At 71.3% G+C, this 14,666-nt stretch carries 12 protein-coding genes; 4 read left to right on the top strand and 8 right to left on the bottom strand.

Annotated features, from left to right (window positions below):
* Positions 1-8 precede the first annotated feature (8 nt).
* Positions 9-2,543, top strand: coding sequence for an ABC transporter permease (locus ACT01A_RS02205; protein ID WP_445150607.1), 2,535 nt, complete (start codon positions 9-11; stop codon positions 2,541-2,543).
* 5 nt (positions 2,544-2,548) lie between these two features.
* On the opposite strand, the gene ruvB is transcribed toward ACT01A_RS02205, so the two are convergent.
* The 3 genes from ruvB to ruvC are packed head-to-tail and all read right to left on the bottom strand — an operon-like array spanning position 2,549 to position 4,730.
* On the bottom strand, positions 2,549-3,574 hold the full coding sequence (gene ruvB / locus ACT01A_RS02210) for a Holliday junction branch migration DNA helicase RuvB (protein ID WP_445150608.1): 1,026 nt from the start codon (positions 3,572-3,574) through the stop codon (positions 2,549-2,551).
* A complete protein-coding gene (gene ruvA / locus ACT01A_RS02215) occupies positions 3,571-4,170 on the bottom strand; it encodes a Holliday junction branch migration protein RuvA (RefSeq protein ID WP_445150609.1) in 600 nt (199 codons plus the stop codon). Before ruvA ends, ruvB begins: the two co-directional genes overlap by 4 nt.
* Positions 4,167-4,730 (bottom strand): crossover junction endodeoxyribonuclease RuvC, encoded by a 564-nt coding sequence (ruvC, locus tag ACT01A_RS02220; RefSeq protein ID WP_445150610.1) that lies wholly within the window; start codon positions 4,728-4,730, stop codon positions 4,167-4,169. The genes ruvA and ruvC overlap by 4 nt, the downstream gene beginning before the upstream one ends.
* A gap of 63 nt (positions 4,731-4,793) precedes the next feature.
* Between ruvC and ACT01A_RS02225 the strand changes: the two genes are divergently transcribed.
* Positions 4,794-5,948 carry a diguanylate cyclase gene (locus ACT01A_RS02225; protein WP_445150611.1) on the top strand — a complete coding sequence of 385 codons (1,155 nt, stop codon included), beginning with the start codon at positions 4,794-4,796 and terminating at the stop codon, positions 5,946-5,948.
* 451 nt (positions 5,949-6,399) lie between these two features.
* Positions 6,400-6,999, top strand: coding sequence for a hypothetical protein (locus tag ACT01A_RS02230; protein WP_445150612.1), 600 nt, complete (start codon positions 6,400-6,402; stop codon positions 6,997-6,999).
* 92 nt (positions 7,000-7,091) lie between these two features.
* On the opposite strand, the gene ACT01A_RS02235 is transcribed toward ACT01A_RS02230, so the two are convergent.
* The gene (locus ACT01A_RS02235; protein ID WP_445150613.1) at positions 7,092-7,670 is read right to left on the bottom strand and encodes a TetR/AcrR family transcriptional regulator; all 579 of its coding nucleotides are present in this window, start codon (positions 7,668-7,670) and stop codon (positions 7,092-7,094) included.
* Positions 7,671-7,692: 22 nt separating this feature from the next.
* On the opposite strand from ACT01A_RS02235, the gene ACT01A_RS02240 reads away from it, so the two are divergent.
* Complete coding sequence (locus ACT01A_RS02240) at positions 7,693-8,811, top strand: adenylate cyclase regulatory domain-containing protein (RefSeq protein ID WP_445150614.1); 1,119 nt, start codon at positions 7,693-7,695, stop codon at positions 8,809-8,811.
* On the opposite strand, the gene ACT01A_RS02245 is transcribed toward ACT01A_RS02240, so the two are convergent.
* The 4 genes from ACT01A_RS02245 to ACT01A_RS02260 form a co-directional block, all read right to left on the bottom strand.
* The gene (locus ACT01A_RS02245) at positions 8,750-9,994 is read right to left on the bottom strand and encodes an MFS transporter (RefSeq protein WP_445150615.1); all 1,245 of its coding nucleotides are present in this window, start codon (positions 9,992-9,994) and stop codon (positions 8,750-8,752) included. The two genes, ACT01A_RS02240 and ACT01A_RS02245, sit on opposite strands and share 62 nt — an antisense overlap.
* Positions 9,995-10,023: 29 nt before the next feature.
* A complete protein-coding gene (locus ACT01A_RS02250; RefSeq protein ID WP_445150616.1) occupies positions 10,024-10,779 on the bottom strand; it encodes a YebC/PmpR family DNA-binding transcriptional regulator in 756 nt (251 codons plus the stop codon).
* An 11-nt stretch (positions 10,780-10,790) separates the two neighbouring features.
* Positions 10,791-11,879 (bottom strand): DUF4394 domain-containing protein, encoded by a 1,089-nt coding sequence (locus tag ACT01A_RS02255; RefSeq protein WP_445150617.1) that lies wholly within the window; start codon positions 11,877-11,879, stop codon positions 10,791-10,793.
* A gap of 75 nt (positions 11,880-11,954) precedes the next feature.
* A complete protein-coding gene (locus ACT01A_RS02260) occupies positions 11,955-14,663 on the bottom strand; it encodes a hypothetical protein (RefSeq protein WP_445150618.1) in 2,709 nt (902 codons plus the stop codon).
* Positions 14,664-14,666 lie beyond the last annotated feature (3 nt).

Below are 14,666 nucleotides of genomic sequence, written 5' to 3' on the forward strand. Positions count from 1 at the left end.
CTCGCCGCTTGTCGATCACCGGCCTGGAGCCGCTCGCCCCGGGCCGGCCACGCGTCGGCAGCGTGGTCATGCTCTACCTCGTTCGGCTGCGCCGGCGCTGGGCCGGCGAGCTGATGGCGGCGCTGGCCGTCGCCGCGGGCGTCGCGCTCGTTTACACAGCGAGCGTCGCCTCGACGTTGCCCTCGGAGTCGGTCCGGGCGCTCAGCGACGGTCTCGTCGGCGACAGCCAGCTGCAGCTGATCGCGCGCGGCGGGACGCGGATGCCCGAGGACTTCTACGCCCGCATCGTGGCGCTGCCGGGCGTGCGGCGCGTCGCGCCGGTCCTGCAGGTGCCGGGCAACGTGATCGGGCGGCGCGGTGAGCAGGGGCTGATGTTCTTCGGCGCCGATCCGCGCAGCGTGCGGTTGAACGGGAGCCTGCTGGACGGCTTCACCGGCAACGAGATGGTGCGGCAGGAGGCGCTGGTGCTGACCTCGCCGGTCGCCCGCGCGATCGGCGTCCGGTTCGGGGACGACGCGCGCGTGCAGCTGTCGGGTCGCACGCTGACGCTGCCGGCGATCGTCGCCGGGCGCGAGCAGATCGGCGCGCTGGTCGACACCGCGATCGTGATGGTCCCGCTGCGCTACCTACAGCGCTTGGCGCGCACCGGGCGCGAGGTGAGCCGGATGCTCGTCGAGGCGCAACCGGGCCGGCTCGCCGAGGCACAGGCGGGGCTGAGGCGGCTCGTGGCGGGGACAAACGTTGAAATCGTCCCGGCCGACCACGAAAGCCGGATGTACGCGACCGCGACGCGGCCGGCAGAGCGGATGACGCGGGCCTTCGGCGTCCTGGCCGCGCTGGCCGGAGGCCTGTTCGCGGCGTGCGCGCTGCTGGTGGCGGCCGGCGACCGGCGCGCGCTGGTCCGCCACCAGCGGATGCAGGGCGTGCGGCCAGCGGCGCGGGTGGCGACGTTGGTCGTCGACGCGCTGGCGGTCGGGGTCGTGGGGACGGCGCTCGGGCTAGCGCTCGGGGAGGCGCTCTCGCGTGCGGGATCGGGGGCAATCTCAGAGGCGGGCGTCCTGATGGACGCGTTCCCGGTGACGGATCGGCGGGTGGTGACGTGGGAGAGCGTCGCGCTGGCGGTGGGCTCGGGGCTCGGGGCGGCGGCGATCGGGGTTCTGGTGGCGCTGCTGCGGGGCGGCGACCGGCGACGGCGGCGCGTCGTGGTCATGTCCTGGCTGGGTGTGGCGTGCCTTGCGAGTGCGATCGTCGTCCTGGTCGCCGCGCCAGGCGGTGCGGTGGTCGCTGGCCTCGTCCTGCTTGCGCTCGCGTTGGTGCTGGTGGTGCCGGTGGGGCTGGCGGGCGCGGTTGGGGCGTTCGAAGCGGCTAACCGCGGTCTGGGTCGGCCGTCCAACGCAGTCGAGTTGGCGGTGCAGTACCTGAAGATCCGGCGCTGGCGGGCGGGCGCGCTGGCGGTCGCGCTGACCGCGGCGGTGACGGTCTTCGCCGCGACCGCGCTGCGCGGTACCGAGCAAGGTCTGGAGGCGGGCCTGGACCGGACGACGGCGCTCACCGCGCCGGCCGGGATCTGGGTGGCGCCCCCGGGCTCCGGGAGCATGCTGGGGACGACGCCGTTCTCGCCCGGCAGTACCGCTGCGGCCATCGCGGCGCAGCCGGGCGTGGCGCGGGTGTCGGCGTATCGGAGCGCGCTCCTGGACGTGGCGAGGCGCCGGGCGTGGGTGGTCGGCGTGGGCGTCGGCGACACCGATTCGGCGGTGCTGGCCGACGAGGTCGTCTCGGGAGATGCGGGTGACGTGACCGCGCGGATCCGCGGCGGCGGCTGGGCGACGCTGTCGGCCGGCCTGGCGCGGGCGCTCGGCGTGGGCGTCGGGGACACGTTCGTGCTGCCAGCGCCGCGGCCGGTGCGCCTGCGGGTCGCCGCGACGACGACGAACCTCGGATGGCCGTCGGGGTCGGTCGTGATCGGCGCGGACGACTTCCGACGCGCGTGGACCAGCGATGCGGTCACGGGCTACCGGACGGTCTTGGCCGCGGGGGTCAGCGATGCGGACGGTCGGCGGCAGGTGACGAGCGCGGTCGAGCGTGGCACGCCGCTACGGGTCGAGACCGCGCAGGCACGCGCCGATCGACAGCGGTCAGCCGCACACGCCGGGCTGACACGGGTGCGGCAGATCGCGCTCCTGACGCTGCTGGCCGGGCTGCTGGCGACGGGCGCGACCGTGGCCGCGCTGCTGCGCCAGCACCGCTCACACGTCGCCGGCCTGAAGTCACATGGGCCAACGACCGGCCTGATGTGGCGCACGCTGCTGATCGAGACCGGCGTCCTGCTCGGCGCAGGCGCGGCGCTGGGGGCGCTGTTCGGGGTGCTCGGGCAGGTGTTGGCGACGAAGGGCCTCGCGGAGGCCACGGACTTCCCGGTGGTGATCACCGCGCGGCCGGGCGTTGCGGTGGCGGTGGCCGCGGTGGTCGTTGGGGTCGCGCTGGCGGTGGCGGTCGTCGCGGGTTATGCGGTGGCACGCGCCCGGCCGGCGTGGCGGCACTGAGGTGGCTAGAACAGCCCTTGGTCGCGCTCGGGCGGCGCGGCGAGGCCGAGGTGGGCGTAGGCGCGGGAGGTCGCGACGCGGCCGCGGGGTGTGCGCTTGATGAAGCCGCACTGGAGCAGGTAGGGCTCGTAGACGTCCTCGATGGTGTCGGACTCTTCGGAGACCGTGATCGCGAGCGTGGAGAGGCCGACGGGGCCGCCGTCGAACTTGGTGCAGATCGCGGAGAGGAGCTCGCGGTCGAGCGGGTCGAGGCCGAGGTCGTCGATGCCGAGCATCTCCAGGGCGGCGTCGGCGGAGGCGGAGTCGACGACGCCGGCGGCGCGGACGTCGGCGTAGTCGCGAACGCGCTTGAGCAGGCGGTTGGCGACGCGCGGCGTGCCGCGGGAGCGGCGGGCGATGGCAGAGGCGCCGCCCTCGTCGATCGCGCAGCCGAGGATGTGCGCGGACCGGTGGATGATCGCGGCCAGCTCGGGGCCGGCGTAAGGCTCCAGGCGGTGCTGTATCCCGAAGCGGTCGCGCAGCGGCGTCGTAAGCAGCCCGGCGCGCGTGGTGGCGCCGACGAGCGTGAACGGCGGCAGCGGGACGTCCATCACGCGCGCGCCCGCGCCCTGGCCGACGGTGATCGGCAGCTTCCGATCTTCCATTGCGGGATAGAAGGTCTCCTCCAACGCGCGGCTGAGACGGTGGATCTCGTCCACGAAGAAGATCGAGCGCGGCTCGAGCGCGCCGAGGAACGCGGCGATGTCGGCCTTGCGCTCCAGCGCGGGGCCGGCGGTCTGGACGAACGGGACCTCCAGCTCGGAGGCCAGGATCTGCGCCAGCGAGGTCTTCCCCAGGCCGGGCGGGCCCGCGAGCAGGACGTGGTCCAGCGCCTCGCCGCGGAGCTTGGCGGCGGCGATGGACACGCTCAGCTGGTCCTTCAGGCCCTCTTGGCCTACGAAGTCGTCGAGCCGCCGCGGGCGCAGCGAGCGGTCGAGCTCGGTGTCGTCCTCGAAGGCCTCGTCGGGCGTCTGAATCCGCAGCCCGCTCATGCCCGCGCCGCCCGGAGAGCTTGTTGTAGGAGATCTTCAGGCGTGTCGCCGACCGCCTCGGCCAGCAGCGCCTCGGCCTCCTCGAGCGAGAACCCCAACTCGACCAGGCCGTCGCGCGCCAGCGTGCGCGGGTCGTCGGCGCGGCGGACCGTGATCTCTCCCCCGTCCCCCACGACCGGCACGGCGTCCAGCGCGCCGACCTTCTCGCGCAGCTCCACGATGATCCGCTCGGCGGTGCGCTTGCCGATGCCCGGGACCGCGGTGAGCCGCTTGACGTCGCCCGCGGCGACCGAGGCCACCAACTCGCGCGGCGCGCCGCCGCTGAGGACCGCGACGGCCATCTTCGGCCCCACGCCCTGCACGCCGATCAACAACAAGAACAGGTCGCGCTCCTCCTCGGTCGCAAAGCCGTAGAGCGACAGCGCGTCCTCGCGGACGACCAAGTGCGTCAGCAACGAGACCGACTCGCCCGCGGCCGGCACGTGGCGCAGCGTCTCCGCCGAGACCGCCAGGCGGTAGCCGACGCCTGACGCCGTCTCGATCACGACGTGGTCCGGGCGGCGCACGTGCACCTTGCCGGCGACCAGCGCGATCATCGAGCCATCACCGCCGCGAGCGGCGCGTGGTTGGCATGGCATACGCCAACGGCCAGCGCGTCCGTCGCGTGGTCGGGAAGCTTCTGGTCGACCGGGAGGCCGAGCATCGTGCAGACCATGTGCGCCACCTGCTCCTTCGCCGCGCGGCCGGTGCCGCACACCGCCTGCTTGACCTGCTGCGGCGTGTAGGACGAGCACGGAATCCCGCGCCGCCCCGCCGCGAGCATCACGACCCCGCGCGCCTGACCGACCGCGAACGCGCTCCGCGCGTTGGCGCCGAAGAACAGGTCCTCCAGCGCCACGGCCTCCGGCTCGTGCTCGACCAGCAGCGCGTCGACCTGCTCGAAGATCTCTGCGAGACGCGTTTCCAGGGCAACACCCGCACGCGTGGTGATAACACCACCATCACGCGCCACGAAGCGCATGCCACGCCGCGCGACCACGCCGTAGCCGGTGTTCGCGAGGCCGGGATCGATGCCGAGGACGGTCACGGAGACTGCATTCAACGGGATGCATCGGACGTCCTGCATACGAACCCGCGTTCGCATGCGGTCGATCACGCGTCCACGTTCGTGACGCTGCGCACGAGCCCCTCCCCGCGCGCGCCGAAACCTGGTCGCAAGATGTTCACGGAAAGCCGCCGCCTCCGCGATGAGCTGCGCACCACGCACGCGCGCATCGCCGCCCTCGAAGCCGAGCGCAACGACTATCTGCGCAAGGACCGCCGCGCCGGCGTCCTGACGCTGGATGCCTTCCGGGAGGCCGCCGCCGCGGCGCTGCGGGGGTCGCAGCGCCGCGGCGAGCCGGCTGCCCTCGTGCTGGTCGACATCGATGGCTTCAAGGCGTTGAACGGCCGGCGCGGGGCCAAGGCCGGCGATGAGGCGCTCGCCGCCGTGGCGAGCCGCCTGCGTGAGCTGGTGCGCGGCGGCGACGTCCTCGGCCGCACCGGCGCCGACGAGCTCGCCGTGGTCATGCCGGGCGCGAACCTCGCGGGCGCGCGCGGAGTCGCCGAGCGGCTCGTCGCGATCCTCGAGCAGACCGGGCCCGTGACCGTCAGCGCCGGGATCGCCGTCGACGGCGGCACCGGCCAGCTCGACGGCCTGATGGCCGACGCGTCCGCGATCCTGGAGCGCGCGCGGATCGCCGGCGGCGGGCGCGTGGGCGCCCCAGGCCGCCAGCCGAGCGTGGAGCCGTCGCGTGGGGCGATCGGCGCGCTGGCGCTGGCGTTGTCAGAGCGCGACCGCGGCACCGGCGAGCACGCCGAGCAGGTCGTGGCGCTGGCCGGCGCCGTCGCCCGTCGCCTGAACCTCGACGGCGAGGACGTCGAGCGCATCGCGGCCGCCGCGCTGCTGCACGACATCGGCAAGGTCGCGATCCCGGACTCGATCCTCAGCAAGCCCGGCGCGCTCAACGACGAGGAGTGGTCCGTCATGCGCGAGCACTCCGTCATCGGCGAGCGCATCCTGCGCGCGGTCCCCGGCCTCGGCCCGGTCGCGCGGATGGTCCGCCACGGCCACGAGAACTTCGACGGCTCCGGCTACCCGGACGGCCTGCGCGGCGACGAGATCCCGCTCGGCTCCCGCATCGTCCTGGCCTGCGACGCCTTCGACGCCATGACCTCCGAGCGGCCCTACCGCGAGGCGATGTCGCAGGCGGACGCGATCGCCGAGCTGGAGGCCAAGTCCGGCACCCAGTTCGACCCACGCGTCGTCGCGGCGCTCGTCGGCTACTTGGTCGACCGCACGCCGGTCGACTACGCGGCGCGGACCGCGGCGTAGATCACTGCCACTGCTGTTTGAAGATGCCAGGGGGGCAGGATGAAGGGTGATCCTGGAGCCGCGTCCTGCCAGTTGGCCAGTGAGCGACACTCAGCGCATAAAGCGTGAGTTGCCCGGGCACCGGTGCCACTCGTGGCCTGGTGCCCCGGTGGAATCTGTCTAGGCGCCGAGTATCAGAGAAACGGCGTTCGGTCGAGCCGACCTGAATGCCGGGTGGCAGGACCTGTCGTTCTGGCTCTGGCTGACGGTAGGGGTCTGCGGTGTGATCGTTCCTAGCTCGCAAGCTGCCGGACCCGTCGGCGGAAGGGCGTGCGAGCGGCGAAGTTGATCGATTGATGATGGTGCTCGATCAATTTGGCCTCGTAGCGAGGGTCCTAGCGCCACGGCGCGCCCGCTGACCTGCGGTGCGGAGTTCGCACCGCGACTCTCATATCAAGATCAGGTGATCAACATGAGCAGGATCTCTCGCCTCGTCGTCCTGGTGACGTCGGTGGCGGCGCTCGTCGGCGCCATGGCCGGGACGGCCAGCGCGGTGACGTGGGACGTCACCGGCCCCGGCGTGTTTCACGCCACGGCAGGTGCCGTGACGTTGTCTTCTACTGGCGGCAATTTCGTGTGTCCGAGCTCGACTGCCACGGGGACGTACCCCACCGGTTCGATCGTCAGCCCGGTTTACAACGTCACGGGCACGCTCACTGTCTCCGGTTGCCTCCTCGCAGGGCAGAGCACGGAGCTCACCTGCGGATACAACCTGACTGCAACGACGCAGCCCATAGTGACTGCGGTGACGACTGGAACCCTGGATCTCACTTGCGGTGTGACTCTTTCTTCTAATGGGCTGAAGCTCTGCCACATCGAAGGCTCTACGCACGCGATCTACAGGAAGAACGTCTCGCCGACCCTGGATACGTTGACTCTCACTACTACGTCGACGCTGCGAACCACTGGTTCCAACTGCCTGCTGCTCGGTTCGAACGACCTCGCACACCTGTCCGAGACGACGTACACGTTCACTAGCCCCGGCGGCCCGCACATCGTGCGCACTGCGTGAGCACCGTTCGCGAACAGTTGCCTTAGATCTGATCCCCACCGGCGGCCCACCCCTTCGGGGGCGGGCCGCCGGACGGGCGGGCGAACCTGCCGCTACCCCTCCAGCCTCGACATCCCCGTCCACACCACGTCCATGACCCGCGCGGTCAGCTCCGCCCGCGCGACGTCTGGGTGGTCGCCCCACCAGTTGGCGAGCGCCTGGCAAGCGCCGGAGATGAGCGAGGCGTACATCTCGACGTCCTGGTCGCTTCCGCCGGGCGGGACCAAAGGCACGATCGCCTGGGTGGCCTGGGACTGCAAGCGGTCGATCAGCGGCCGCAGCTCCGGGTCCGCGGCGTCGCGGAACAGCGCGCGCCAGGCCTCGTGGCGCTCGCCGACCCACTCGAAGAAGACGTCGATCCCCGCGCGCAGGCGCTCCTCCCCCACGACCCCGGACGCGGCGTTGGCGGCAAAGCGGCGCCCCAGCTCGGACGCGTGCTCGCGCAACAGCGCGTCGTGCAGCGTCCGCTTAGAGTCGAAGTGCTCGTAGATGAGCGCCTTGGAGGTCCCCGAAGCCTTGGCGATGTCGTCGAGTGACGACCCGTGGTAGCCGCTCTGCGCGAAGACCTCCTGCGCGGCGGCGAGGATCAGCGTTCGGCGCTCGGCGGCGGGCAGGCGGCGGCGGGTGGACACCCCCAGAGCGTAGGCTGCGGGCGTGGACTTCGCAGCGGAGGGGTTCTTCGAGGGGCTGAGCGACGACGGCGCGCGCACGGAGCGCCGCGCGCTGCTCGACTGGCTGATGGCCGAGGGCTTCTCCGACGACCAGCTGCGCCGCGCCCACCGCCGCGGCCTGCTCGTCTTCCTGGCCGCCGAGCGCGAGGTCGGCGGCGAGCCGCGCTACACCTACGACGAGATCTCACAGCAGTCCAACGTCGACCTCGACCTCTTGCTTCAGCTACGCCGCGCCCAAGGCCTCCCGCTGCCAGATCCAGGCGCCGTCGAGATGACCGACGTCGACCTCGCCGCCGCGCACACGTCGCAGGGGTTCGTGGAGCTCGGCCTGACCGACGAGCAGATGGTCGCCACCTCGCGCGCGCTCGGCCGCGGCCTCTCGACCGCCGCTGAGGCGATGCGCGCGGTCATGCTGGAGCTCGTCCTCGAGCCCGGGACGACCGAGCTGGAGCTGGCCCAGCGCTACGCCGCGGCCGTCCATGAAGTCATGCCGCGCGTCGGTCCGCTGGTCCTGCAGATGCTCAGCCAACACCTGCGCAACATGGTCCAGGGCGAGATGGTCGGCGCCGCCGAGCGCGCCACCGGCCGGCCGCCCGGCGCGCGCGACCAGGCGATCGCCTTCGCCGACCTGGTCGGATTCACGCGCCTGGGCGAGGAGATCGCGCCCGAGGACCTCGGCGGCGTCGCGACGCGCCTGGAGTCGCTCACGCGCGAGGTGATCGCGCCGCCGGTACGGCTGATCAAGACGATCGGCGACGCGGTCCTGCTCACCGCCGACGAGCCCGCGGCGCTGGTCGAGACGGCGCTCGCGCTGGTCGACGCCTCCGACGCCGAGGGCGCGCGCACCGCCTTCCCGCAGCTGCGCGTCGGCCTCGCCTACGGCCCGGCGGTCGCCCGCGGCGGCGACGTCTTCGGCCGCGCGGTGAACCTGGCGTCGCGCGTGACCGCGATAGCCCGCGCCGGCTCGGTGCTCGCCACCCGCGACGTGCGCGACCGGGCGCCCGACGCGTTCCGCTGGTCCGGCGCGGGCGCGCGCCGGATCAAGGGGCTGCCGGATCCGGTGCCGCTGTACCGAGCGCGGTCGCTCGCGGCAGGTTCCTGACCGCCGGGACCGTCAACACCAACAACGCTGCGGCGACGCCGATGACGCTCATCGCCGTGAGGGTTTCGTGGATCCCGACCGCCTCGGCGACCGGTCCGGCGAGGATCGTCCCCACCGGCATCACGCCTGCGCTCGCCACGTAGTCATAGGACGACACGCGCGACAGCGACGCCTCCGGGATGTGCTCCTGCAAGGACGTCTCCCAGAGCGTGAAGAACGCGCTGACGCCGATCGCCGCGCAGAACTCCACCGCCGCGATCGCCGCGATCGGCAGCCCGGAGCCGATGATCACCGCCTGGCAGGAGGCGAAGATCAAGGCAATTATCGACGCGCGCAGCGCAAAGCGCGGGCGCCACTTCAACAACACGATGTCGGCGACGATCGACCCCGCGCCAAACGCCGACACGAGTACCGCCCATGACGTCGCGCCGTTGAGCTCGTCCTCCATTAGCACCGGCCCGAGCACCCAGATCGAAGGCAGGACGATCACGTGGTAGACGACGACCGCGAGCATCACCGACCAGACCCACGAGCGCGACCGGACCTCGCGCCAGCCGCCGCGCAAGTCGGAGGAGAACGGCTCGGGCGCGGCGCGTTCCACGACGCGCGGCCGTAGCGCCAGCAGGCAGAGGACGGAGACGCCGAACGTCCCAGCGTCGACGATCAGCGCGCCGCCCTCGCCGATCGACGCCACCAACAACGCGCCGATCACCGGCCCGATGATCGACCCGGCCGAGTACGACATCCCGCGCAGCGCGTTGGCTTGTTGTAGGTGATGCGCGGCGCCGACGGTCTGCGGCATCAGCCCGACGAACGCCGGCTGGAAGAACGAGTCGGCCGCGCCGAAGACCGCGGCCAGCGCCGCGAGGTGCCAGATCTCGGCGCTGCCGGACACCAGCAGCGCGCCCGCGGCGGCCTGGGTCGCCAGGCGCACCGCGTCGGAGGCGATCAGGATCTTCTTGCGCTCGATCCGGTCGGCGAGCACGCCGCCGATCAGCCCCAGGAGCAAGAACGGCAGGAACCCGGCTGCCGCCACGAGCCCAACGTCCGTCGCACTGCCGCCGATCGACAGGACCGCGAACGGCAGCACGACCTGCGTCATGCGGTCGCCGATGACCGACAGGAGCTGGCCGAAGAACAGCAGCCGGAACTGCCGCTCCTGGCGGAGGACGGCGGGCAACATGGTGGCCTACGTTTGCGGCGCGCGGGGCGCTACGAGGCGGCCATGAGCCGCTCGAGCACCTCGGCGTCGACGTCGAAGTTCGCGTGCACCGCGTCGACGTCGTCGTTGTCCTCGAGGTTGTCGATCAACCGCAACAACTTGGCCGCCGTCTCCTCGTCGACCGCTACGAGCGCCTTCGGCCGCTGGATGACCTCGGCGTTCTGAATCTCGATGTTGGCCTCGTCGAGCGCCTTGCGGACCGCGGTGAGGTCGGACGGCTCGGTAACGATCTCGTAGAAGTCGTCCTCGAGCGCGATGTCCTCGGCGCCGGCGTCGATCGCGACCATCAGGTCGTCCTCGGTGTAGCGCTCGCCGGGGACCGCGACAACGCCCTTCTTATCGAAGTTGTAGGCCACGCTGCCCGGCTCGCCGAGCGACCCGCCACCCTTGGAGAGCAGGTGGCGGACGTCGGCGCCGGTGCGGTTTCGGTTATCGGTGACGGCCTCGATCAGCAGCGCGACGCCGCCGGGGCCGTAGCCCTCGTACATGACGTTCTCGAGGGCGTCGACGTCGGCGCCAGAGCCGGTGCCCTTGGCGATCGCACGCTCGATGTTGTCCTTGGGCATCGAGGCGTCCTTGGCCTTCTGCACGGCCAGGGCCAGCGACGGGTTGCCGTCGACGTCACCCCCGCCCTCCTTGGCGGCGACGGTGATCGCGCGGGCAAGCTTGGTGAAGAGCTTTCCGCGGCGAGCGTCGACGATCGCCTTCTTGTGCTTGATCCCTGCCCACTTGGAATGACCGGCCATCAGGGTGGATTCTAACGACGCAGGGTGAAGTAGCGGTCGATGCGCTTGGTGTTCCCGGCCCAGTCGTGGATCTCCAGGTGGAGCCGGAGGCGCTTGCCGGCGAGCTTGCGGATCGAGCTCTGGCGTTCGCTGGCGATCACGCGCAGCTCGCCACCGCTGCGTTCCGCGGTCGCGAAGCCGAAGCCGCGGTACTTCGTGCCCAGACGCGCCGACATGACGGTCTGGCCGGGCTCGTTGGTGGTGACGATCGCCAGGAAGCCGCGGCGGCGCAGGGCGTCTTTGACGGATTGGGTTGGGATGCGGACGGTGGCTTGTGGTGCCTTGGTGTCATCCGCGACCGTGCCGGTGGCGGCGATCGCGTTCAGGCGCGTGAAGAGGAAATCGGACTGCTGGCGTAGCTTGCCGGTGGTTGGGTTGTAACGCAGGAGGCGCGATTGCGTGGGCCGGTTCGGGAGGCCGGTGAGGATCCAGGAGGCCCCGTCGGCGGCGGTCGTCACGGCGGTTGCGCCGGGCGTGGGCACGGGGAGCTTGGCGAGGACGTTGGCGTTCGTGCCATCGAGTGCGACCAGCGTCTCGGCGGTCGGATCGACGCCGCGTAGGACACCATCGGCGCCCCGATCGGCTGCGACGTCGGCGTAGGGCGCCGCGACGTCGTTGACGATGGTGCGCGTGGTGAGGTCGATCGTCTTGTCGCGCCCGTTGGCGATCACGCGGACGGTCTTGCCGTCGGGCGCGACGCTCAGCGTGGCCGCGCGCGTGCCGGGCAGCAGCCGGGCGCCGAAGCCGCCGGCGATGTTGATCACCTTGGCGTGCGCCGCGTCGATCCCGTAGATCGTGCCGGTGACGCCGAGGCCGAGCAGCGCGCCTGATGGCGTCGGCATCGCGTCGAGTGCGACCAGACGCTCGCCGCCGGGCAGGCCAGCGATGTCGCTCGCCTCGCTGATGGCCGGGATCGTGTCGGAGTGGAAGGTGATGAGACGGTGCCCGCCGGTGACGCCGGCGAATCCGTCAGCAGCGCTGGCGGCCGTGGGGACGGCGGCACCGAGCGCGCTGGCCGCCAGGGCGACGGCCAGGAAGGAGGTTTGGGGAGAGGGGGTCATGCCCGTCTAACGAGCATGACCCGGCGAAGGCGACGCTCGACGCCTCTCCCCTTCCCTTTTGCCTTCCCGCCGGCGCTACCGCTTCTTCTTGGTCTTCTTGGTCTTGGCCTTGGCCTTCTTGCAGCCGTCGATCGTGGGCTTCGCAGACTGGGTCTCGACGACGCCGTTCTGGCCGGTGAGCCGCAGCGCGAACTTCATGTCGCGGCTGCAGGTCGACTTGCCCACGACCACCAGGATGCCGTGCTTTCCGCCGTTGATCTTCAACTTGAAGGACTTGATCGGCGCGTCCGGGAGGGCGTTGAACGTCGTCACCAGACGATCGATCGAGTCCACCTGCGAGCTGGCTCGGACGTCGATCGTCACGCCGTCGCCCGAGAGCGGGATCCAGAGGTTGGGCAACGTCGCGACGGTCCTGCCCGTCTTGGTCTTGCGACGGCCTTCGACGAAGTAGACCGGGCCCTTCAGCTCGTGCGGGAGCACCGAGCGGGCGGACGCCTGGCCGACGATCGAGGTCTTCGGGCAGTTGTACACCGCCGCCTGCTCAGGCTTGCAGAGCGCCTGAGCGTTCTTGGGCTCGAGGACGAGCGCGAGCGGCAGCTTCGCCTCCACCTTCGCCAGGTTCGTCCCGCCTGGCGACTGGGCTACCGAGGCTTCGAGCGATGGCGACGTGCCGTCCTTGGTGGACTTGCTGCCGCGCAGCTTGAACTTGAACTTCTCGCGGAGGTCGAGGTCACCGCAGCCGACGGGCTCGAACGCGACCTTCTGGTCGCTGGTCGCGCCACCGAGGGCGCCGAAGCTGCCGAAGATCGACCGCTGCTTGCACCCGGTCGGGTTCATGAAGAACTTCGGCCGGTCGATCGCCAGACGGATCTGCCGCATGCGCAGCGGGATGCCCTGGATGATCGTCGGCAGCGGATCGGACTTCACCGTGACGTGCGCGTCCGTGCGATCGACGTAAATGCCCGCACGGACCGTGACGACCCCGAGGTCAAACGGCCCAGCCTGGCCGGCGGTCGGCACGGCAATCGACAGGCCGAACGGCGCGCCGTTGTAGGGACCGGTCAGATACACGCCGCCGGTCAGCGACAGCGGCGTCGCCCCCGGGCCTGAGAGAGCCGTCACCGTCCCGATCCGGCTTGCTGCGGGGCAGGACCCGGCGTTGGCCGGGGCCGGCGCGCACTGCGGCACCGAGGCGATGTCGGCGAGCATGCCGGTCGGCAGCGACGTCTCGACGCGCTGCAGGTACGGCATCCCGTCGGAGCGGGTGAGGGTGAAGATGAACGGCGAGAACTGGCCGGCGGCCGGGTTCGCCGATCCTGCGGTGAACGACGGGGCGAACGGCTTGGCGGCGCATCCCTCGTCGATCGTCATCGGCGAGTCGAGGGACACCGGCGTAGACGAGGCCCACGACGTGAGCTCGACGTGCGTCGTGTAGTTGCCGCAACGCGGCGGCGTCGCCAGCGATGCGTTGGAACCGCCGGGGAACTCCACGCGCATGCGCGAGAACGGCAGCTGCGGCGTGTTGTCGAACGTCGCCGTCAGCTGACCCGTCGACGGGTCGAGGTCGACCTTGCCCGGCAGCTTGACGTAGAACCCCGGGCCCTTGACCGCGAGGTACATCGCGATCAGCGAGCGGAACGGGTTGTCGTTCTGCGTGGCGAGGATGACGTCGCCGATGAGGGGTTCGTCGAGCAACGGCGTGTCGATCGTGACCTTGCCGAGCTTGGAGGAGTTCGGGCAGGCTGGCGGGTCGTTGGTGCCGAGGCCGATCTGGGCGGGTGCGCAGGCGCCGAGGCCGGCGGCCGAGGACGGCGAGACCGACATGCCCTGCGGGAAAGTCATGACGACCTTGCGAACGTGGGCCGACGCCAGGCCATCGGGGTCGTCGCTCTGAGGCACCTTGAGGTCAACGGTGAGACCCGTGGGCGCGTCGGCGACCTTCGACAGGGGGAGCACGTCGATTGAGGGGGCGAACGCGAGGCGATCGCAGCCCTCGAAGGCCAGCGGCGTTCCTTCGATGTCGGTGGTCAGGGCGCGCGTGTCGAAGACGCCGAGGTGCTCCCATGTGTCGCCACGGGCGGTGAAGGACGCAGGCGTCGACGAGCACGAGGTCGGAGCGCTTAGGAACGGTACGCGCAGGGCTTCGGTGGCCCCGCCGCGCTGCGCGTCGTGGCGTGGATCGGCCGGAACGCCCCAAAAGGTGATGTCCGCGCTGACGAGCGCCTCCGCTTGGGGCAGCGCGAGACTGCCGGAGGAGATCCCGTAGTCGCCGGGCCGGACCCGCGCGTCGATGATGTTGACCACGCCGAGGACGTTAAAGCCGAAGCGCGCCGGCACGTCAGGCCCGTGGGCGATGTTGTAGATGCCCACCATGTGCTCCTCGGCCAAGTTCGCGCCAGCGGTGATGGCATGGACGATCCCGAGCTGGGAGGCGACCGGGCACTGCGCCCCCCCATTTCCTGGGTTGGCCAGGTCGACGGGGTCACACGTAGCGACTCCCGTGGGGTCGCCGACGAACCCGGGAGGCAGGTCGAGGTCGACCGAATGGACCGCCTCCGTCGGGCCCGCCGGAGCCGGCTCACCGCCGATGACCGGGCTGGGATCGGACGGCACCGCGATTGAGAACGTGAAGTCGGGATGCGCTCCGGCCTGCCGGGTGAACTGCCCGTCCGCACCGGTCAGAGAGACCCCAACGCGCTCAAATCGGAAGTCGGCCTGAGCGGTCGCGACCTGCGCGAGCATCAGGCTGACCAGCGACACCATCATGGCGATCTTGCGAGTCATGGC

Source organism: Baekduia sp. Peel2402, assembly GCF_052567285.1.

Coding starts and splice junctions, on each gene's coding strand:
- ruvB (WP_445150608.1), bottom strand. CDS start 3,574: ATGAGCGGGCTGCGGATTCAGACGCCCGACGAGGCCTTCGAGGACGAC.
- ruvA (WP_445150609.1), bottom strand. CDS start 4,170: ATGATCGCGCTGGTCGCCGGCAAGGTGCACGTGCGCCGCCCGGACCAC.
- ACT01A_RS02225 (WP_445150611.1), top strand. CDS start 4,794: ATGTTCACGGAAAGCCGCCGCCTCCGCGATGAGCTGCGCACCACGCAC.
- ACT01A_RS02230 (WP_445150612.1), top strand. CDS start 6,400: ATGAGCAGGATCTCTCGCCTCGTCGTCCTGGTGACGTCGGTGGCGGCG.
- ACT01A_RS02245 (WP_445150615.1), bottom strand. CDS start 9,994: ATGTTGCCCGCCGTCCTCCGCCAGGAGCGGCAGTTCCGGCTGCTGTTC.
- ACT01A_RS02250 (WP_445150616.1), bottom strand. CDS start 10,779: ATGGCCGGTCATTCCAAGTGGGCAGGGATCAAGCACAAGAAGGCGATC.
- ACT01A_RS02255 (WP_445150617.1), bottom strand. CDS start 11,879: ATGACCCCCTCTCCCCAAACCTCCTTCCTGGCCGTCGCCCTGGCGGCC.
- ACT01A_RS02260 (WP_445150618.1), bottom strand. CDS start 14,663: ATGACTCGCAAGATCGCCATGATGGTGTCGCTGGTCAGCCTGATGCTC.